At 62.8% G+C, this 20730-nt stretch carries 16 protein-coding genes; 9 read left to right on the plus strand and 7 right to left on the minus strand.

Annotated features, from left to right (window positions below):
* Positions 1–245 precede the first annotated feature (245 nt).
* The 7 genes from NL532_RS22295 to NL532_RS22325 form a co-directional block, all read right to left on the minus strand.
* Positions 246–1484 (minus strand): ABC transporter substrate-binding protein, encoded by a 1239-nt coding sequence (locus tag NL532_RS22295; RefSeq protein ID WP_023829507.1) that lies wholly within the window; start codon positions 1482–1484, stop codon positions 246–248.
* Between the two features lie 63 nt (positions 1485–1547).
* Positions 1548–2606: a LacI family DNA-binding transcriptional regulator gene (locus tag NL532_RS22300; protein WP_023739237.1), complete on the minus strand. Its 1059-nt coding sequence runs from the start codon at positions 2604–2606 to the stop codon at positions 1548–1550.
* Between the two features lie 300 nt (positions 2607–2906).
* Complete coding sequence (locus NL532_RS22305) at positions 2907–4625, minus strand: response regulator receiver domain (RefSeq protein WP_023739236.1); 1719 nt, start codon at positions 4623–4625, stop codon at positions 2907–2909.
* Complete coding sequence (locus NL532_RS22310; protein WP_081731023.1) at positions 4615–7653, minus strand: ATP-binding protein; 3039 nt, start codon at positions 7651–7653, stop codon at positions 4615–4617. Before NL532_RS22310 ends, NL532_RS22305 begins: the two co-directional genes overlap by 11 nt.
* A 60-nt stretch (positions 7654–7713) precedes the next feature.
* Complete coding sequence (locus tag NL532_RS22315; protein ID WP_023739234.1) at positions 7714–8754, minus strand: DNA cytosine methyltransferase; 1041 nt, start codon at positions 8752–8754, stop codon at positions 7714–7716.
* 125 nt (positions 8755–8879) lie between these two features.
* Complete coding sequence (locus tag NL532_RS22320) at positions 8880–9290, minus strand: hypothetical protein (protein ID WP_286487469.1); 411 nt, start codon at positions 9288–9290, stop codon at positions 8880–8882.
* A gap of 20 nt (positions 9291–9310) precedes the next feature.
* A complete protein-coding gene (locus NL532_RS22325) occupies positions 9311–10204 on the minus strand; it encodes a LysR family transcriptional regulator (RefSeq protein WP_023739233.1) in 894 nt (297 codons plus the stop codon).
* A 147-nt stretch (positions 10205–10351) separates the two neighbouring features.
* Between NL532_RS22325 and NL532_RS22330 the strand changes: the two genes are divergently transcribed.
* The 9 genes from NL532_RS22330 to NL532_RS22370 all read left to right on the plus strand — a co-directional run bounded on the left by NL532_RS22330 (position 10352) and on the right by NL532_RS22370 (position 20687).
* Positions 10352–11542 (plus strand): MFS transporter, encoded by a 1191-nt coding sequence (locus NL532_RS22330; protein WP_031195983.1) that lies wholly within the window; start codon positions 10352–10354, stop codon positions 11540–11542.
* On the plus strand, positions 11539–12009 hold the full coding sequence (locus tag NL532_RS22335; protein ID WP_023697678.1) for a cyclophilin-like fold protein: 471 nt from the start codon (positions 11539–11541) through the stop codon (positions 12007–12009). Before NL532_RS22330 ends, NL532_RS22335 begins: the two co-directional genes overlap by 4 nt.
* A 19-nt stretch (positions 12010–12028) precedes the next feature.
* On the plus strand, positions 12029–12424 hold the full coding sequence (locus NL532_RS22340; protein WP_023697679.1) for a (R)-mandelonitrile lyase: 396 nt from the start codon (positions 12029–12031) through the stop codon (positions 12422–12424).
* A gap of 24 nt (positions 12425–12448) precedes the next feature.
* Entirely contained in the window at positions 12449–13465 is a 1017-nt protein-coding gene (locus tag NL532_RS22345; protein ID WP_023682961.1) for a zinc-dependent alcohol dehydrogenase family protein, read from the plus strand.
* Between the two features lie 57 nt (positions 13466–13522).
* Complete coding sequence (locus tag NL532_RS22350; protein ID WP_245266214.1) at positions 13523–13957, plus strand: lipocalin-like domain-containing protein; 435 nt, start codon at positions 13523–13525, stop codon at positions 13955–13957.
* 38 nt (positions 13958–13995) lie between these two features.
* The gene (locus NL532_RS22355; protein ID WP_031203348.1) at positions 13996–15168 is read left to right on the plus strand and encodes an arabinose transporter; all 1173 of its coding nucleotides are present in this window, start codon (positions 13996–13998) and stop codon (positions 15166–15168) included.
* A gap of 307 nt (positions 15169–15475) precedes the next feature.
* On the plus strand, positions 15476–19564 hold the full coding sequence (locus tag NL532_RS22360) for a Pls/PosA family non-ribosomal peptide synthetase (RefSeq protein ID WP_023829504.1): 4089 nt from the start codon (positions 15476–15478) through the stop codon (positions 19562–19564).
* Positions 19564–20022: a GNAT family N-acetyltransferase gene (locus tag NL532_RS22365; protein ID WP_031203347.1), complete on the plus strand. Its 459-nt coding sequence runs from the start codon at positions 19564–19566 to the stop codon at positions 20020–20022. The genes NL532_RS22360 and NL532_RS22365 overlap by 1 nt, the downstream gene beginning before the upstream one ends.
* Positions 20019–20687, plus strand: a complete 669-nt coding sequence (locus NL532_RS22370; protein ID WP_023752074.1) for a 4'-phosphopantetheinyl transferase family protein — start codon at positions 20019–20021, stop codon at positions 20685–20687. The genes NL532_RS22365 and NL532_RS22370 overlap by 4 nt, the downstream gene beginning before the upstream one ends.
* Positions 20688–20730: the final 43 nt, after the last annotated feature.

Raw genomic sequence — 20730 nt, forward strand, 5'->3', positions numbered from 1 at the left:
CCTCCCCACAAGGGGGAGGTAGGGCGTCGGTGCCATGATTGCGAATGCCAGGGGTCATGCTGCTCTTCCGTTGGATCTCGTAGGGCGGTGGGACACACCTCCCCCACCCCGCTGCTGCGCAGCGACCCTCCCCACAAGTGGGAGGGTAAGGAGCGCCGGCCGCCCGTCCAGGGAGACGGACCGGGCGGCCGGATCAGGACCCGCGACGGCAAGGGCGTTGCACCGCCCTCGCCGCCGGCCAGTCCTTATTTCTGCGCCTGGTCGATGATCGACTGCATGGTCTCTTGTGCATTGGCGACGGCGCCGTCGACGTCGTCGCCGAAGACGACCTCGTTGATCATCTGCGTCCACGGACCGTTGGCCGAGTTGATCAGGTCGTTGAACACCACGGAATAGGGCGTGCGGCCCTTGGCCATGGCTTCGGCGGCGATCTGGTAGCGCGGATCGAGATCTTTCAGCGCCTCCTTGGCGATGTCGCCGCGCACCGGCAGGCTGCCGTATTTGGCCAGGATGGTCTGGCCTTCGAGCGAATAGGCGAAGTCGAGAAACTCCTTCACCACGGCGAGCTTCTTGGTGCCCTTGGTGACGACGAAATTGTCGCCGCCGGCAAACGAAGACCAGCCGCTGTCCTTGCCCGGCAGGAAGGTGACGCCATAGTCGATATCCGGATACTGCGTGTTGAGCGCGCCGATGGCGAAGGCGCCGGACGGCGAAATGCCGATATTGCCGGTGGCGAAGGCGGCAAAGAAGTTGGCGCCGGTGTCGGTCTGCGCGCCGGCCGGCACCAGATCCTTCTTGACCATCGAGCGGTAGAGGTCGATGGCGCCGCGCAGCTGCGGGCTGTCCAGCGTCGCCTTCGAGCCGTCCTCGGAGAGGATGTCGCCGCCCGAGGCCCAGATCAGCGGCGTGAAGGTGAAGATGTTGCAGCCGCCGCAATTGCCGGAGAAGTAGAAGCCCTTGATGTCGCCGCCGAGCGCGTTGACCTTTTCGGCATCGGCCTCGATCTCGGCCCAGTTGGCCGGCCCCTTGTCGGGATCGAGCCCCGCCTGCTTGAACAGCTTCTTGTTCCAGATCAGCACCGAGGCGTCGGCCGAGAACGGCAGCCCGTAAATGTGGTCCTTGTAGGTGCCGGTCTTGACATGCGCCGGCGACAGGCTGGCGAAATAGGGCAGCGATTTCGCCCAGTCGGTGATGTCTTCGAGCTGGCCGGCGGCGGCAAAGGACGGCGTGTAGATCAGGTCGAGCGACAGCGCGTCGGGCGCCGTGCCGCCGGCGGCGGCGGCGCCATATTTCGGGATGATCTCGGCATTGGGAATGATGTCCAGCTTGACCTGGTTCTCATGGCCCTTGTTGAAGGCATCGACGATGCGCGGCATGAAGTTCGAGCCGTCGGCGCGAACCCAGATGTTGGCGGTGTCGGCGGCCATTGCAGGCAAGGCAATGATACTCGCGGCGAGCGCGAACCCGGTAATCACGGTTTTCATGGTTTTCCTCCTCATGGTTCTGTTCTCCTCCCTGTTGCGGCGCAGATCGCGCCGCGCGTTCTCCTAGCCGTCCAATGGGCGGCCGCATGACTGACGCACCACCAGCCGGCACGGCAGTTTTCGAATGCCCGGCGCGGCGGGTTCGCCACCGACGAGCGAAAGCAGTGTGAGGCCGGCCTCGCGGCCGAGCGCTGCCAGGTTCATGTCGACCGAGGTCAGCGGCGGGCGGGTCGCCTCGGCCACGATCTCCCAATTGTCGAAGCCGATGACGCCGACATCGCCAGGCACGCCAAGGCCACGCTCGCGCAGCGCATCGATGACGCCGCGCGCGATCTGGTCGTTGCCGCAGAACACGGCGTCGGGTTTCTCTCCCTTCTTGTTGAAGAGCGTTGGGCCGTCGAACAGCTTTCCGACGGCTTCATGCCCCCAGGCTTCCGACCACGAGCCGAGCAAGGGCTCGGTGACCGGCAGGCCGTGTGCGGCCAGCACATCGCGAAAAGCCTGCGCCCGCTCATTCACCACGGCAAAACTGGCGGGACCGCTGACATGGGCGATGCGCCGCCGCCCGAGGCGGCAAAAATGCTCGACCGCCAGCCGCGCCCCGCCGGCATCGTCGGAGACGAAGGCGATGGCATCGGGATCGGGCTGGCTGAAGGCGTAGATGACGGGCACGCCGAGATTGGCGAGGTCGACCGGCAAATGGCGGTCGATGCGCTTGCCGCTGGCGATGATGCCGTCGATGCGCTTGTCCAGCATCGCCTCGACATGCAGCTGCGCCAGCCGCGGATCGTCCTCGACATTGCACATGAACACCGACACACCGGCATCGACCAGCGCATCCGAAATGCCCGACATGACCGGCAGCGAAAAGCGGCCATAGGTATCATTGGTCAGCAAGCCGACGGTAAAGGAACGCCGCCGAAGCAGGCTCTGCGCCAGGCTGTTGGGGCGAAAGCCCAGACGCTGCGCCGTCTCGCGAATGCGCTGGCGCGTCTCGGCAGTCATCCGCCCCTGCCCGTTCAGCGCCTTCGACGCCGTGGCTACGCTGACGCCCGCCATCGCCGCGACTTCACGCAGGGTGACGGGGGTCTTGGCGGGTGCTGGCGACGTTTCGGAGGGCATTGGTCGGGTGTAAGTCCTCGGTTGGGAAAAGGTTTTCTCTTACTGGGCTGTGGCGTGTCGACATAGTGATCGACGGGCACTGCGAGGTTTGGGAAAAGGTTTTCTCAAAGGGAGATTAGGATGAGAATTTGGGGATGGCAAGGGGGTGTTGCGCGATCCACGAGGTGGCTCGATATAATCACTTTGCGCCAAAAGCGCATTGGACGACCAAATGCCGGAGCAGACCGACTGCTATTCGCCCGCGAAAATTGATATCGATCGTTTAACTTTGCGAAGTCTGGTCGCGGATTGGTCGGAAGGTCAGGCAGGTCCTTGTAGCCTCAGCCATTCCGATCCGTTGAGTGCTACTCGGTTGAACTTCCCGACAAGAAGGGTAGTGAAGTGCTGGTTTTCCGGCTGTCGAAGCTCAGCGACGAATTCCCAGAATACGTTGTCGACCGATGTGAATCGCAGCTTCTTACCATTCTTCTTGACTGTGACAACCTTGCGCGTCGTATCCGGGGCAAAGCTCATCATCACCAAATCGCGGGGGAGTCTGTTCATTCTAAAAGGCTTGTCGACACCATCCACACGCAGAAGAAGGTCGAACTTCTTCTCGTCTAGAACGAGCGTACAGAAGGGAAACGCCGTGGTCTCGGTCAAGCGCACGGCGTCGCATCCAGGTTGCACGCACAAGAGGTACTTTTCGCGTCTATTCGCCCCTTTCCCTGTAATCGAACGAACCAGGACGCCGCCGGTTAGATGGATCGCATCCTTGGCGAGCCTTCGTTGCCCGTCCGCCTCGCGCACGAATGAACCCATTCGCGCAAAGGCCGACATCGATGCCTTAGCGTGATCGTCGTCCTGGAAGAACTGCTCCTGGAGCTTGATCAGATCCTCACGTGTCAGTGGCACCATTTGGCTATCGAGACCGATCTTCACAAGCTTCCCTAGCGAGTTAGCCGTCGTTGAGATGGTGGCCTTTCCATTCTGGGGCGCGACGACCACGCCCTCGTAGAGCCTTTGCGGATCATTGTATTTTTTTACGGTCAAGGTTGCCGCCGGCGTGCGGGCGCTGAGTGCGTGGACTGCCCCGAGAGGACCAAGGATTTCCTTCGTGATGCCCCGATCTAGTATCGAGCAGGAAAACTCGGATGTGAGCAGCGACGTCATCATGTCCTCTGCATCGCTCGGCGACCCAATACCCGCACGCTGGGCAAGATAGGCGGAGTCGAGCGAAACATCGAAGACTGAAAGGAGGTGGTGCGTATCGTCTCGAACCGCCCCTATGCCCTTTAATGCGAACGACTGAAGCAACCCCTTTGCCAGGAACGAGTATTGTTCCAGGACAAACGCTGGCAGCTTCTCCCAGGAAATCGGGCGCGCGCCTGCACCTGTCAACTCGTCCTCCGGTTTCACGGCGCGCGGCTTGTTGGCGAAGGTGATCAGCACATTCTTGCCCGCCAAAGCGCGCCCCTCGTCGTGCGATACGAGATCAGTCAACCCCTGTCCCTGCAGATGCATCAGGAGTTTCGCGCATTCTCCGTCGATACCGCGTTCGCCTGTGTAGACTACCACAAGCCTCAATCGTCCGCCGACACCTTCGTCATCCTTGATGAGTCTTGTGATCAGCTCCCGGGCGGGGCCGGTGTCCTTCGGACGCAGCTGCCAGTCGACGATTGTTGCGTCGACATAGCGAGCAGCATTGAGCGCTGTCTCCACAACACCGGGGTCGTCGTTGGCGGGAAAGTAGAAACCACACGTAATGCGCCGGCTGGCAAAGCCATTGGTGACAGGCTGAACCCAAAGCCGATGTGACTCCTTAGCCGCAGGTTCGGCGGCGGCTGGTGGTTCACCGATTTCTGCCGGCAGCGGAACGGCTTCTCCTTGGTTGGCGCCATACGCAGCCGACTTTGCCACCATTGCAGGCTCACCAGTGGGAGCCTTGGCGATAGCGGGTTCGTTGTCGATAAGTATGGCAGTTCGAACGAAGGATTCGACTGCTGCCTGACGCAAGGCGCCGATCGACTTATGCTTCATCACTCTCTGAAATCTCCCCCTCATTCCGGCGTATTCTAAACACCGGCCGCTCGCTCACCCCAGCATTGAGCAATTCCAGTTCGCAACCGATCTTTCGCAGGGCGTCCCTAGAAATCGCAAGCCCCATCCCTCGGCCACCCGGCTTCGTACTTACGCCGAACTCGAAGATTCGTTCTTCCATGCGCAGTGGAATGCCTGGTCCGCTATTGCTGAAGAGCCATCCTCGATCATCCGCATCCAAGACGACGTCCGCTTCGTCGCCTTGAGCGGTGCCAATCCAGTAGATCGCATTATCGACTAGGTTCAGCGCCGCACCCATGAGCGTGGGTAGGGTGCCCTTGATCACGAATTTCCGAAACGCATCCGTGACAACCAGCCGGGTCTTGGTCTGCTCGAAACGGGATCCAAGCGCCTCGTTAATGTACTTCTCCACGGCGGTGCCGGCAATGTCCGAACTACGACCATGGCGGCGACGACTCAACGGTTCGAACAGCACGAGGTAGTCGCTGATCTCGCCATAGTATGACACGATATCATCGTAGATCGGCCGCAGTGCTGCCGTTCCACTTGCCCACGGCTTGAGTCGTTCGATGCTTTGCCTGAGCCCAGAAGCGACGTTATCGAATTCATGGCCGAGAATGCCAATGGCCGACCCTGCCTGCGCCATATCCGTGTACAAGTCCAAGCGGTCCTGAAGCTCGACATTTCGACGCTCTAACGCGGCTGCCGTTTCTTCCAGATCATCGCTTCTGGTAACTGCTTCGGCAACCGCAGTCAGTTGGTCGCGGACGCCTGACAGCAGCTCGCGGCCGGCCTCCAGACGTCTGTCGAGCTCCCTCTCGATCTCGCGTTGACGCTCGTGTGCCTCGGGCTCGGGTAAGTGATCCAAGTTGGTACGGCTCAATGCGGCGACCAGCGACTCGACGTCGCGCTGAAACGCAGCGATTTCATCCTGCACCGCGTCACGGACAGCGCGATCGACCTTGACCATCGCGTTCTCGGCCTCCTTACGAAGCTTTCGAACTTCAGCAAGTGAGGCGTCGCGCTCACGGCCGAATATCTCGACGGCCCTGCGCTGCCGATCGACGGCAAGCGCTCGGGTGCTTCGAAATTGCTCGAGCGTCGCCACACCCTCGGCGCGCGCAGGCTCGAAGAGATTTTCCTGCATGTTCCCAGCCGCCCGTTCATACGATCGCCAGGCGGCTTCAACGCTTTTAGATGGGGCCAGACCGCGTGGGCGGGTAACCGCAGTCATAGCGCGAAGACGGGCCAGATCGCCGAGAAAATCCGCTTCCATCTCGAGCAGATCCTGTGCGGCGACCTCGCTATCAGTTCGGTCGAACGTACCCAGACGTTCACGCAGAGCTCGCAGCAACTCCGCAACGCTCTGCGCCGGCTCCCCGGCTTCGATCGAAGACAGGGCAGCCGTCAAGTCAGCTGTGAACTTGGCCTTGCGCCCACTGACCGAAGCCTCGCGGCGTTTAAGGCGCTCGTAGTCGGTCTTGATCCGCCCGCGTTCTTGTCGAAAATCGTCACCAAGGTCTGCCCCAGGTTTGAAGTAGTCGATCGCCAGTTGCCGGAAGAAGTTCTCCAGTATTTCGCGAAACTGGCGATATGGCCGGTTCTCCCTGAACCCTTCTCGACCGGCTTTCTCTACGAGACTAGCATTCTCGTCGAATGAGATGTCGACCCAACCGATCATTCTCCGATACGAGAAAAACCAGTCCTTCGCCGCCAGCGTGCGCCTCTGTTCGATATTGAGAAAGTCGTAGTCCGAGTTGCCGTACGGCAGTACCCGAATTCCATCACGATAAATGTAGAGGCCGCCCAGCCTATTGAGTTTATCGTACATCGTGCTGTGCAGATCCCGAGGTAGCTGGCTCTCGTCTTGGAGACCCATCAGATAACCGAGCTTAAGTCGGAAGGGGCCGCAATCGGTTGGTCGTCCCAAAGCCTTGGGCCAGCTTAAAACGTACGGTTCCCGCTGACCGCGATACAGCTGAATGGTGCCCGTGAACTGTCCGAACTCATCGAACCGCCCGTCAAAGTGATGATCGAGCGATACAAATTCGTCGACGGTAAAGAACGATTTGGCTCCGATCAGCTCAGCGAAACGACCATCGGCGTGGTGATCCCGGAACTCTGCGACGAAATCGGCGTCGTCACCGGCCAATGTATTTCCGAATCCAAGGAGCAATCGCTCAAAAGGCGACGACCCCCAAGTTCCTTTGCTATCAATGTCCGCATCTAGGATCGGATCGACATGAGCCACGATGAAATGGGTGCCGTGCCCATTGCCCGCGAGCGAAAGGTCCATCCGACCCTCACGGACAGCGGCAGCGGCCAGCCAATCGGATAGGCCCCGAGGATCGACCAACGCCATAGCATCGAGCGCTTTGACGTGGACCTCGCGTAGAGGGTTGTCGGACAGGATGCGGTCCACGACTTTCCGAAGCTCGGACACGAGCTCTTGCAAATCGGCCCTAGTCGGAAGATAACCGCCAGGATAGGTACGTATCGGTATCTCGATCGCAGACAGATCGATTGCCGGAACCTCAAACAGCCCCCAGTGCACCAGAGCAACGGTCAGTTCATCCTTAACCGCATAGGTCGGGTCTTGCCGGGTCATTACGAAAACGATCGAGCCGATAGCCGCGATCGCCAATCGGCCAATCCCCTTCTCACCCAGGATCTTGCGGGGCTTCAATCCTCTAGGCCCAGGCATCTGCTGGCCGAGATTGACGCCCACCTTGCTTTCGGTCCCGAGAGTAAGCCACTTGCTGACGAAGTCTTGCCCGCTCATGCCATTGCCGTCGTCCCTCAAGACGAGCTGGCGTTGTCCCCGAAAGTAGTCCACCTCTACCCGACGGGCATAGGCGTCGTGGGCATTCTTGAAAAGTTCGTGCAACGCCGTCGGAATGCCAGCGATCTGTTGCCTGCCTAAGAGATCGACGGCCCTGGCCCGAACGGCGAAGCTAACCATGGTCGAGCCACACGGCTTTTCGTGGGCGCAAGCATCGGTGGGCATTACGATACTTGGGGTCTCGCGCAGCCGGTCTTAACATGCCTGCAACCGGACGGGTTGACCTCATCGCTTCGTGGCCATCAGAGCCGCCTTGAACGCAGGAACAAACGCTCCGACCATGTCAGGCGGAACAGCATTGCCTATCTGGGCTGCAATTTGTGACGTATTCCCGATGAACGAATAGTCGTCTGGGAAGCTTTGAAGGCGTGCCGCTTCACGAAGCGTGATCGCCCGATCCTGCTCGGGATGGGCGTAACGCCCTCTGGTCACGTCGGTACAACCCGTCGTCAGGGTGGGGGCTACATCTGACCACGCCATGCGACCGTAGACGTCGGAAAATTCATGCTTCTTTTTGCCCACGTGGCAGCGCAGCTCCAAATGGGCGGGCAGACTGCTGCGGCTTCCGCCATCCTTGGGAATTCTGCGCAGCCGCTCTATTGCGATCGGCAAATGCATTCTCGCACGATGCAATGGATCCCGCGTGCTTGCCTCGCCGGCGCCCAGAGCATCCAGATCAGCAATTGCCTGCATGACGGTCTTTGGAGGTACCCGAACGTCGCTGCGCACGAAGGCATCAACTGCAGCCTGCTTCTTTGCGGCAAACATTATGCACCGGCGCCGGCGTTGAGGCACACCGTAGTCCGCCGCGTCGCGCACCATTGGTTTGGAAAGAGCATAGCCGAGATAGGACAGCTTGTTGCGAACCTCGTCGAGGACGCATCGGTAAGCCGCTGATGCGAGGCCGGGGACGTTCTCAAAGAAGATCATGTCCGAGTCGAGCCGCTCGGCGACGGCAAGCGCTCTGACGATCAGCTGCTCTCGGTCGTCCTTGCCACGAAACCTGTTCTGGCTGCTAAACGGCTGGCAAGGTGCGCAAATCACCAGCAGATTGATATGTTGGGTTCCCACCTTCGTGACGATCCGATCGATCGTGGCATCTTCCTCGATATTCCCTTCGATGAACTTCGTCTTAGGGTGGTTGGCACGATAGGTGGCAGACGCCGTGGGGTCGTTGTCGCAAGCGGCTACGACCTTCCAGCGAGCACTTCGCAGCCCCTGCGACACGCCGCCCGAACCACAGAAAATATCAACAGCAGTTGGCATCGGTCGCTTCTGGTCCCCCGTGCGACTTACAATACATACCGAAAGTAAAGAAGAAAGTGGTTCCTGCGGCCACCAACATCTACGGCACCCGCCGCTCCCGCGCACCGGCTGGGGCGGCGAGTTGCTCAAGCTAGGGACTCGATCCTTATACTTACCGCCACTGCTTCCCGCAACGGGGGCGTCCGCTGGCCTTCGTTGGAAATGGCGACAAGCATTTTTCTCCTGCTCGTCCTTCGTATCTTCATCAAATCGAGCAGGTGCCGTTTCGGCACCAAAGACAAGTAAGGTGTGCCCCCGCAAGAACCAACGGGCGGCGAGCTGATGCCCGCCCAGACACACTCCAGAAACAAAATTGAACAGTTCGGAAAAACCGGCGAAAAGATCGGGTGGCATAAGCTTCCCAGTCGGGATTCCGGATTCTTCCTTTTTGGACCACCAACAAAATCGCAGCGGCGGCGCAGTGCCTGCTGCAGCGGCGGCATGAACAGCCGGGCGATGCCCAGGTAGAACCTGCCATTTGCCAAGCTCAGCTTCATGACCCAAACAGTCTCCGGCGTCAGATGCGATGGCGGAGCGCGTCAATGATCACCGCCATCGCGGGCGAAAGCTGTCGCCTGCTCGGATAGTAGAGGTGATAGCCGGCAAATGGCGGGCTCCAGTCGTCAAGCACGAGCCTGAGGCGTCCCTCGGCGATGTGGTGGCTGACGAGGTTTTCCGGGACGTAGGCGATCCCGAAACCGCTTGTCGCAGCCTCGATCATGGGAATGGACGAATTGAAGGTGAGTTGGCCTTCCACCCGCACACGAAGGTCGCGGCCATCCCTGGCGAATTCCCAGGCATACAATCCGCCGAACGTCGCCTGCCGCATATTGATGCAGTCATGATCGACCAGGTCCTGGGGCGCGCTCGGAACCGGATGGCGGGAAAAGTAGTCCGGCGAAGCCACGGCCACGAGCCTCCAATCCGGCCCGATGCGCACTGCGATCATATCCCTGTCGATGCTCTCGCCAAGCCGCACGCCTGCGTCGAAGCGCTCCTCCACAATGTTCTTCATGCCGTTGTCGCTGTAGAGCTCGACGCGCACGTCGGGATTGTCGCTGAGCAAGGGCTGGAGCTTCGGCCAGACGGTCGTCTGGAGCGCATGGTCGGACAGGGTGATACGGACCGTTCCGGAGGGCTTGTCGCGGAAGGCCACCAGGCTTGCGAGGTCGGATTCGATTTCCTCGAAGCGGGGAACGAGAGATTGGAAAAGTCGCTCGCCGGCCTCGGTCGGAGAGACGCTCCGCGTCGTACGCGTCAGCAGGCGGACGCCAAGACGAGCTTCAAGCTCCTTGATTGTCGAACTCAGGGTCGACTGCGAGGTTCCGAGCTTTGCCGCCGCCCTGGTGAAACTGCGCTCCCGGGCGACCGCCACGAACCAGAGCAGATCCTTCATGCCATCGCGCTGCATAGGGCACCTCCCATCGGACATTCATATCATGAGCAGATAAGTCCATGCGGATTGCTTAGTCTACTTAAATGGGTTCCCCTGCAATATCTTCTGGCAGCGACGGGAATTTGCGGCTGATCCGTCCGGCGCTTTGCCAGGATGCCAATCATGGAAACCACATACGACACAAGGCTTGTTGAAAACCGCGCCGCATGGGGCGCGGTGTTGTCGATGGCGCTATGTGTTTTCGTGCTCATCGCATCGGAATTCATGCCGGTCAGCCTGCTGTCGCCGCTAGCGGCCGATCTCGGCATCACCGAGGGCCGCGCGGGACAGGCGATCTCGATTTCGGGCGCTTTCGCCGTCGTGACCAGCCTGCTGGTCGCCGGCCTCACGCGCCACATCGACCGCCGACTGGTCGTGACCGGCTTCACCCTCCTCCTCATCGTGTCCGGTCTGGCTGTCACCTTCGCGCCGAACTACGCGTTGCTCATGGTCGGCCGGGCGCTGCTCGGCATCGCGATCGGCGGGTTCTGGTCGATGTCGACCGCGATCGTCATGCGCCTCGTGCCGCAAGACATGGTTCCGAAGGGTCTCGCCATGCTGAACGCCGGCAATGCCATTGCGGCCACCATCGCGGCGCCGCTGGGCAGTTTCCTTGGCGCCTATCTCGGCTGGCGCGGCGCTTTCTTCCTCGTCGTGCCGTTTGGCCTCCTGGCGCTGGCCTGGCAGTGGACAAGCCTGCCGGCGCTGCCGCCGCGCCGGCGGAAGCGTGCCGGCAATCCGCTGGCGCTGCTCGGCCGTCTTCCCGTCGCCACCGGCATGGCGTCGATCATGATGCTGTTCATGGGTCAGTTCGCGCTCTTCACCTATCTGCGGCCCTTCCTCGAGAACGTCACCCGGCTCGACATCGCCGCCCTCTCGGCGGTCCTGCTGGCGATGGGGCTGGCCGGGGTGCTCGGCACATGGTGCGTCGGCCGGCTTTTGCGCACGCGTCTGTTCAGCATCCTCATCGTCATCCCGCTGGTCATGGCTGCGCTGGCCGCCGCGCTCATCGCCCTCGGTGCACTCCCGGGTCCCACAGCGCTGCTGCTCGTTGCCTGGGGCTTCTTCGGCATGGCCGCGCCGGTTGGTTGGGGCACGTGGCTCAGCCGAACGTTGCCGAACGACGCGGAGGCCGGCGGCGGGTTGCAGGTAGCCGTCATCCAGCTCGCCATCACCGGCGGCGCCGCGATCGGCGGCACGCTCTTCGATACGGTCGGCTGGTGGGGACCGTTCACCCTGGGCGCGGTGCTGCTCTGCGGATCGGCGCTCGCCGCCCTTGCCGCAGCGCATATGGCCCGGAGGTCTTTGCCATGACGATCGAACATGCGCCGCTCAGCCGCCGGACATTGCTCGGCGTCGCGCTCGCGGCGGCGGCACTGCCTCGCACAGCCGCCAGCCAGGAAGGCCAATCTCCCGTCAGCCAGGAGCCCACCGACATGAAGATCAGGATGGTTTTCAACGGCCGCACCATGACCGCCACGCTCTACGACAATCCCTCGGCGCGCGACTTCTTCTCCATGCTGCCGCTCGACCTCGAGATCGAGGATTACGCCCATAACGAGAAGATCGCCTATCTGCCGCGCAAGCTGACCGAGGAGGGAAGCGGTCCGTTCGCCGACGAGCAGCCCTACGACCTGTGCTATTTCATGCCCTGGGGCAACCTGGCCATGTTCTACGCCGACTACCGCCATCCCGGGCTGATCAGGCTTGGCCGCTTCGACGAGGGCGAGCAGGCCCTGCACATTCGCGGCAAATTCCCGCTTCGCATCGAGCGCATTTGAGGACGCAAAGGAGATCACCATGGACATTCTTCGCGCCGGCACCAGGCCTTCCGGCAAGGGACCGCCTGACTGGTTCACCGGAACGGTGCGGATCGATCCGCTCTTCAATCCCTTCGACGCCGAGCGGGTTCAAGGCGCACAGGTGACCTTCGAGCCCGGCGCCCGCACCGCCTGGCACACGCATCCGCTCGGCCAGACGCTGATCGTCGTCTCCGGCCTCGGCCGAGTTCAGCGCGAGGGTGGCCCGGTCGAGGAAATCCGTCCGGGCGACGTCGTCTGGTTCGCGCCCGGCGAAAAGCACTGGCACGGCGCGTCACCTCGGACCGCCATGACCCACATTGCCCTCCAGGAGGTCAAGGACGGCAAGGTCGTGGACTGGCTGGAACATGTCAGCGACGCCGACTACGGCGCCTGATCTCTCCCCTCGAAAGGAACCAACATGCTTGCAACCGTTCTTCACAAACCGGGCGACATCCGCTGCGAGGAAATCGCCGATCCGAAAATCATGCGGCCGACGGACGCCATCATCAAGCTGTCGGCAAGCTGCATCTGCGGCTCGGACCTGTGGCCCTATCGCGGGCTGCAGCCGGTCGCGGGGCCGATGCATATGGGCCACGAATATTGCGGCATCGTCGTCGAGGTCGGCGCAGAGGTGCGCACGGTCCGCCCCGGCCAGTTCGTCGTCGGGTCATTCTGCCTCTCGGACAATACCTGCCCGCATTGCCGCTTCGGCTTCCAGTCGTCTTGCGTGCAGCGCGAGTTCATGTCGGGCGCGCAGGCGCCTTACGCTCGCGTACCCTTGGCCGATGGCACACTGGTCGCCACCGCCGAGGTGCCGCCGGCCGACCTCATCCCTGACCTGCTGGCGGTGTCCGATGTGCTCGGCACCGGCTGGTATGCGGCCGACGCAGCCGAGGTCCGCGAAGGATCGACGGTGGTGGTGGTCGGCGACGGTGCGGTCGGCCTGATGGGCGTGCTTGCGGCCAAGGAGATGGGCGCCGAGCGCATCATCGCCATGAGCCGGCACGCCAGCCGCCAAAAGCTCGCCCGCGAGTTCGGCGCCACCGACATCGTCGCTGAGCGCGGCGAGGAAGGCGTGGCCCTCATCAAGGAACTCACCAAGGGCGTCGGCGCGGACTCCGTGCTGGAATGCGTCGGCACGGGAGAATCCTTCGACCAGGCGCTGGCCTGCTCCCGCCCCGGCGGCACCATCGGCTATGTCGGCGTGCCGCACGGCGTGAACTTCGACGGCCAAAAACTATTCTTCGGCCAGAAACGCATGCTGGGCGGCCCGGCGCCGGTGCGCCGCTTCCTGCCCGACCTGATGGACCGTGTGCTGCAAGGTCGGATCATGCCCGGCAAGGTCTTCGACCTCAAGCTGCCGTTGGCCGAGGTCGCTGAAGGCTATCGCGCCATGGACGAGCGTCGCGCCATCAAGGTCATGCTTTCGGTGTGAGCAAGATCGGGCGGACGGCCTGTGCGCACCCACAACTCAGAAAAGGAACAACGACATATGACTATGAGATTAAAGATTGCCGCCCTTGCGCTTGCCCTTTCGGTCGCCACGCCGGCTCTCTCGCAAGAATCCGCGATCATCGGCGCATGGCGCATGATTTCGCTCGAGGCCGGCGCCGAGGGAAACCTGAAGCCCGTGTCCTATTCCGGCCAGGTCATCTTCACCGAGGCCGGCACCCTCTCGGTGCAGGCGCAGAACCCCGACCCCAAGGCGCCGGACACGCCTTACACGGCGAATGGCTACGAAGCCTATTACGGGCCGGTCGCCATCAACGACCAGGACAAGACCTTCGTCATCACCATCGAGTCCTCCCTGGTCCGCAACCTTGTCGGCAAGAGCATGAAACGCAAATTCGAGGTCTCGGACAACAAACTCGTCCTCACGCCTGACAACCCGGCCGAAGGCTGGCGCGTAACCTACGAACGCTACTGATCCGAACAGTTGGGCTGCCGATGACCAGGATGGCGCGGATGTCAGACCGAAATGGCGTCATGGCGGAACTGGTGCCGATCATGGCGGCTGTCTTCGCCGGCTTCCTGCTGATCGGCCTGGCGCTACCCGTCTTGCCGCTGCATCTTCACCAGCAGCTTGGCTTCGGCCCCTTCGCAGTGGGACTGGTGACGGGCAGCCAGTTCGTCGCCTCGATGCTGTCGCGCATCGGCGCTGGCAACTATGCAGATGGGCGCGGCGGCAAGCGGGCCGTCGTCGTCGGCCTCATTGCCGCTGCCCTGGCCGGGTTATTTTACCTCGGCTCGCTGGCATTGCTCGACCGCCCGGTAGCGTCCGCATCGGCGCTGTTTGCCGGCCGGGCGGTACTGGGCGCGTCCGAGAGCTTCATCATCACCGGCGGCGTCGCCTGGGGCCTCTCCGTTGCGGGCGGACAGAACTCCGGAAAAGTCATAGCCTGGGTGGGCACGGCGATGTTTGCGGCGCTCGCGCTGGGGGCGCCGGTCGGATCTGCGCTTTATGCGGCGAGCGGTTTAACCGCGATCGCGCTCGCGACGATCATCCTGCCGCTGGCGACGCTGCTTGCCATCCTGCCGATGCGCGGCACCAGCGCCGCCTCGGGCAGCGTGCCGCAGTCATGGAGGAGCGTGGCGAAAGCGGTCTGGCTTCCTGGCGTCGGAGCTGCTTTCAGCAGCCTCGGCTATGGTGCTATTCTGGGCTTCGGCGCCCTGCTCTTCGCCGAGCGGAGCTGGCAGCCGGTATGGCTTCCCTTCACGGCCTATGCCGCGTCGCTGACCGTGGCAAGGCTGTGCTTCGGCCACCTGCCCGACAGGCTTGGGGGCGCACGCGTCGCCGTGATCTTCGTCGCGGTCGAGGCGGCAGGGCTGATGCTGATCTGGCTTGCGACCGGGCCTGTTGTCGCCGCGATCGGAGCGGGTCTGACTGGCCTCGGCTACTCGCTGGTCTATCCCGGCCTCGGCGCCGAGGCCGTAGGCCGTCTTCCGTCGCGCAGCCGCGGCCTGGCAATGGGACTCTACACCGTCTTCCTCGACGTGGCGCTCGGCTTCGGCAGTCCGGCGCTCGGCTTGGTCGCCGCGTCGACCGGGCTGCAATTCGTCTTCTTCGCCGTTGCGGCGGCAACGCTTCCGGCGTTGGGCATCGCTCTGCTGCTGGGTCGCCGTAACGCCCCATCGTAGACAGCTCGCCGGCGCCGTCCGCATGAGGTTCGCTCATAGTCTCTTTCCGGGTTGCCACGGAGGCTGAACCCTCCCCCGCAAGGTGCAGCGAGCGGCCGGCCAAGCTCCCCGCCCAGACACACTCCAGAAACAAAATTCAACAGTTCGGAAAAACCGGCGAAAAGATCGGGTGGCATAAGCTTCCCGGTCGGGATTCCGGGCACTTCCTTTTTGGAAGCCCTCCACCAACAAAATCGCAGCGGCGGCGCAGTGCCTCCTCCAGCGGCGGCATGAACAGCCGGGCAATGCCCGGCGAGGACGAGAAAGTATGGACATGGACTACGATATCGCCGAACTGGACAGCGACGCGGCAACGGCGATCGGCAGCCTGGCAAGCATCGATGCGCTGGCAAGGATCGCTCGCGCCGCGGCAAGGGACGGCCAGGTCCTGACGGGCGCCGACTTTGCCCTGCAGCCGGGTGAGCGGCTCGATACGGTGTTCGAGCAGCTCGCCGTGACATTCGCCACGTTGCCGGCGGTGATCTCCGACGGGCGCGTCTGGACGTATCAGGAGCTGAACAGCCGTGCCAACCAGTGCGCCCGCATGCTGATCAAGCACGGCGTGCGGCCGGGCCACCGGGTCGGGCTCATTCTCGACCGGTCGGCGGAGACCTATGTGGCGTTGCTGGCGGTGATGAAGGCGGGGGCTGCCTTCGTGCCGCTGGCCACCGCGTTTCCGCAGGAGCGGATGGCGCTGATCATCGAAGACGCCGCCGTCAGCATGATCGTCACCATCGCCGCCTATGCGTCGCGCGCCGGTCAACTGCCCGTTCCCCATGTGCTGATCGACAGCGCCGCCGCCGAAATCTCCGCACAGTCGCCCGCGCCGCTGAAGCAGCAGGCGACGGACGACATTTGCTACATCCTCTATACCTCGGGCACCACCGGCAAGCCCAAGGGCGTGGTCATCACGCACCAGAGTTTCGTCAATTTCATACACGTCGCGGCCGCCTCCTACGGCTACCGGCCGGGCGACCGGGTGTATCAGGGCATGACCATTGCCTTCGACTTTTCCTCCGAAGAGATCTGGGTGCCGTTCGTCGCCGGCGCGACGGTGGTGCCGGCACCTGGCCAGATGCCGCTGGTGGGCGAGGAACTGGCGGATTTCCTGCGCCTCCATGACATCACCTGCATGGCCTGCAGCCCGACATTGTTGTCATCGATGACATCGGACGTTCCCAGCCTGCGCACGCTTCTGGTGGGCGGCGAGGCCTGCCCGCACAATCTGGTGGTGCGCTGGTCGAAGCCGGGCCGGCAGATCCTCAACACCTACGGGCCGACCGAGGCGACCGTCACCGCAACGATGGGGGCGCTGACGCCGGACCGTCCCGTCACGATCGGCGCGCCGTTGCCGACTTACTCGATCGTCATTCTCGACGCTTCGCTGCCGCAACTTGCCGAGCCCGGTGAACTGGGCGAGATCGGCATTGCCGGCATCGGGCTCGCCGTCGGTTATCTGAACCGGCCGGACTTGACCGACCAGAAATTCATCGCCGATTTCGTCGGCCTGCCGAACAACCCGTCGCAGCGCATCTACCGCACCGGCGATCTTGGCCGGATCAACGATAGCGGCGAGATCGAGTATGCCGGGCGCATCGACACGCAGGTGAAGATTCGCGGATATCGCATCGAGCTCGGCGAGATCGAGGCGGTGCTGCTCGACCAGCCCGAGATCGCGCAGGCCGCCGTCACCACCTGGGAGATCGAGCCCGGCCGCGTCGAACTGGTTGCCTATTACGCGCTTAAAACCGGCTTAGCTGCGATTTCCCGAGGGGATCTCGCCCAGACGATGAAGCGGCGGCTGCCCGACTACATGGTGCCCGCCTATCTGGAGGAACTGCCTGCCATCCCGATGACCGTCTCCAACAAGGTAGACCTGCGCCAGCTGCCGAAGCCGACGAGCATCCGGCTTTCGGCCGATCGCACGATGGTGCCGCCCGCCAATGAGGACGAGCGTTTCCTGGCGGAAGCGCTGGCCACGGTGCTGAAATTCGACGCGGTGTCGGTCGAGGATCACTTCTTCGACGATCTCGGCGCCAACTCCTTGCTGATGGCGCATTTCTGCGCGCGCGTGCGCACCAGGAAGGAATGGGCGACGACGTCGATGCGCGACATCTATCTCTATCCCACAGTGGCGCGCCTGGCGCTGCATCTGGGGGTAGCGGAGGAGATGACGACGGCAACCAACGAGCCGGTCCTCACCCGCCGGGCCTCGAATTTCGCCTACTGGACCTGCGGCGCGGCGCAGCTTTCGTTCTACGGCCTCTACAGCTACGTGGCGCTCTGGGCGATCAATGACGGCCTCAACTGGATGTATGACGCGCTCGACGATCCGCTGCAGCTCTATATCCGGTGCGTGGCGCTCTCGGCCGCCGTGTTCTTCGGCATGTCGGGCTTTGCAGTCCTGGCGAAATGGGTGCTCATCGGCCGCTGGAAGGCCGAGGCGTTTCCGATCTGGGGCGTGCGCTACTTCCGCTTCTGGGTGGTCAAGACGTTGATCCGCACCGCACCCGTCGTGCTGTTCCGCGGCAGCCCGCTCTACAGCCTCTATCTGCAGCTGCTCGGCACCAAACTCGGGAAAAACGCCGTCATCGAATCGAAGTCCGTGCCCGTCTGCACGGATCTTATTTCCATCGGCGCCAACACCATCCTGCGCAAGGAATCGATGATCCTCGGCTTCAGGGCCCAGTCCGGTTATATCCACACCGGGCCGCTGACCATCGGCCGCGATGCCTTCGTCGGCGTCGGCTCCACGCTCGACATCGACACCAGGATCGGCAACGGCGCCCAGCTCGGCCATTCGTCCTCGCTGCATCGCGGGCAAAGCATTCCCGACGGCGAGCACTGGCATGGATCGCCGGCGGTGCCGACCACGGCGGACTATTGCAAGGTGCGCAATGTCAATCCTTACCAGGTCCGGCGCTTCCTCTATGAAGCGCTGCAGCTGGTCGGCCTGTTTGGCCTCGTCACCCCGCTGCCGCTCCTGTTCCACAGCTACTGGGAATATGTCGGCGACGACTATCAGGAGACGATCGGCCTTGTCGCAATCGGCACCACGGTCACGCTTTTCGGCTATATCGCGGCGGCTTTCCTGGCAGCGACGCTGGTGCCGCGCCTGACGAGCCTGATCTTGAAGCCGGGCCGCACCTACACGCTTTACGGTTTCCGCTACTGGCTGCAGACCGTCGCCGAATTCGCCAGCAATTCCCGCGTGCTCGGGCTCCTGGCCGGCGACAGCTCGGCGATCGTGCACTACATGCGCGCCATCGGCTGGAACCTCAACAGAGTGGTGCAGACCGGTTCCAATTTCGGCTCCAACCAGCAGCACGAAAACCCGCTTCTGTGCGAGATCGGCACCGAGACCATGGTGTCGGACGGGCTGTTCATGATCAACATGCACAAGTCCGCCTCGGCCTTCAGGCTCGAGCCGACGCGCATCGGCGAGCGCAACTATCTCGGCAACAACATCTATTATCCGCCGGACGGGCGCACGGGCGACAACGTCCTGCTCGGCACCAAGGTGATGATCCCCATCGACGGGCCGTTGCGCGAGAATGTCGGCCTTCTCGGTTCGCCCGCCTTTGAAATCCCGCGCATGGTGAACCGCGACAAGGAGCTTATCGCGGGCGTCGACGAGGCAGACCGGCGCCGGCGCATCCCGTTCAAGAACCGCCACAACCTGGTGACCATTCTTCTGTTCCTGGCAACGCAATGGGTCATGCTGTTCGTCACGCTGGCGATCTGGGACCGGGCGCTGAACTACTATACGGAATGGGCGGAGGTGGCGCTGTTCGCCGCCGTCATCTTGACCTCGGCGATCACCATTCCGTTCTACATTCTGGTCGAGCGGGCAAGTCTTGGTTTCCGCGGCTTGAAGCCGCAGATGACGACCATCTACGACGTCGCCTTCTGGCGCCACGAGCGCCACTGGAAGCTGGCGGATTCGCCCATCGTGCGCCTGTTCGCCGGCACGCCGTTCCGGCCGATGATCCTGCGCCTGCTCGGCGTCAAGGTCGGCAGCCGGGTCTATGACGGCGGCAGCAATTTGACCGAGCGTTCGCTGGTCGAGATCGGCGACGACGTCACGCTCAACGAGGGCTGCGTGATCCAGGCCCATTCGCTGGAAGAAGGCGCGTTCAAGTCCGATTTCATCCGCATCTGCGATGGCTGCACGCTCGGGCCTTCCGCCTTTGTCCACTACGGCGTGGTGATGGGCAAAGGCTCGATGGTCGACGCGGACTCCTTCGTGATGAAGGGCGAAGAGCTGGAGCCCAACTCGATCTGGCGGGGCAACCCGGCCAAGCTGCATCGCTTCGTCGAGCCGCTGCCGGAGGATAGCGTCAAGGCAACGGCTTGATGGGCGCAGACGTCCGTCTCGTTTCGGTGACTGCGGCCAACCGGGCCCTGGTCGCGGCTCTGGAACTGGCCGCGGATCAGATCGATTTTGTCGCCAGCAATGCGGAGTCGCTGGACGAAGCCGAAACCGACGGGGACGCACGGCCGCGCGTCGTCATGGCAGGGGATCGCGTCGTCGGTTTCCTGATGTATGAGGCGCCAGAGGACGACGACGAGGCGCGGATCTACCGCTTCATGATCGATCGCGTCCATCAGGGCCAAGGCTACGGCAAGGCCGCTTTGCGCGAAGTGCTGGATGAAATCATGCGGCTCGGCCACATCAGCCACGTTTCGATCTGCTACGAACCTGAGAATGAAGCGGCACGCCGCCTCTATCGCGCTGCCGGTTTCGTCGAAGAAGGGCCCGACGAGGACGGGGAAATGATCGCCGACCTCGCTCTGCGGGGCGAACAGCCATGACGCGCCCGCTCGATGCCGGCGCCAGCCTGTCGGCGCAGTTGCTGGCGGCGATGGCCGCCATGGCACCCGCCGGCGTTCGGATCGGATGCCGCACGATCCGCGAAGGCGATGAGAACCATTTGCTGCCGCAGGAAGCACGCTCCATCCCGTCACGCCTGCCGCTGATGCGGCGGGCGAGTGGCGCGGCGCGGTGGATCGCGCACGAGTTGCTGGCGGATATGGGCTTGAACGACGTCGCTATCCTCCGCGGCTCCTCCGGCGCACCGGTATGGCCTCATGGAGTAACGGGGTCGCTGGCTCACGACGACGAGATGGCCGTGGCGGCCGTCGCGCCGCTCTCCCACGTCGCCTCGCTCGGCATCGATATCGAGCCCGCTTTGCCCCTGCCCGACGACATCTTCGCGCTGGTTGCAGCCCCCGCTGACCGGATCGACGCAACCGACTTGTATCTTGCCGGTCGCATCCTTTTTGCCGCCAAGGAAGCTGTCTACAAGGCCGCCTACCCGCTTGATGGCGAAGTGCTGGGCTATGAGGACATCACCGTCGATCTCGACGCAAGCGACGCTGTGACGAAGACGGGCCGCAGAGCGAGACTGGTTTACTGCGTTGCTCCGTGTGTGGTCGTTCTGGCGTTTGTCGATGGTGTCCGAAGCGCCCCCCTTTAAGCGCGATGGGCCAGCGCCCGACAGCAACGCCTGCTCAACAAAG

The sequence above is a fragment of the Mesorhizobium sp. C120A genome (assembly GCF_030323105.1).
In the GTDB taxonomy this organism is placed as follows: Bacteria; Pseudomonadota; Alphaproteobacteria; order Rhizobiales; family Rhizobiaceae; genus Mesorhizobium.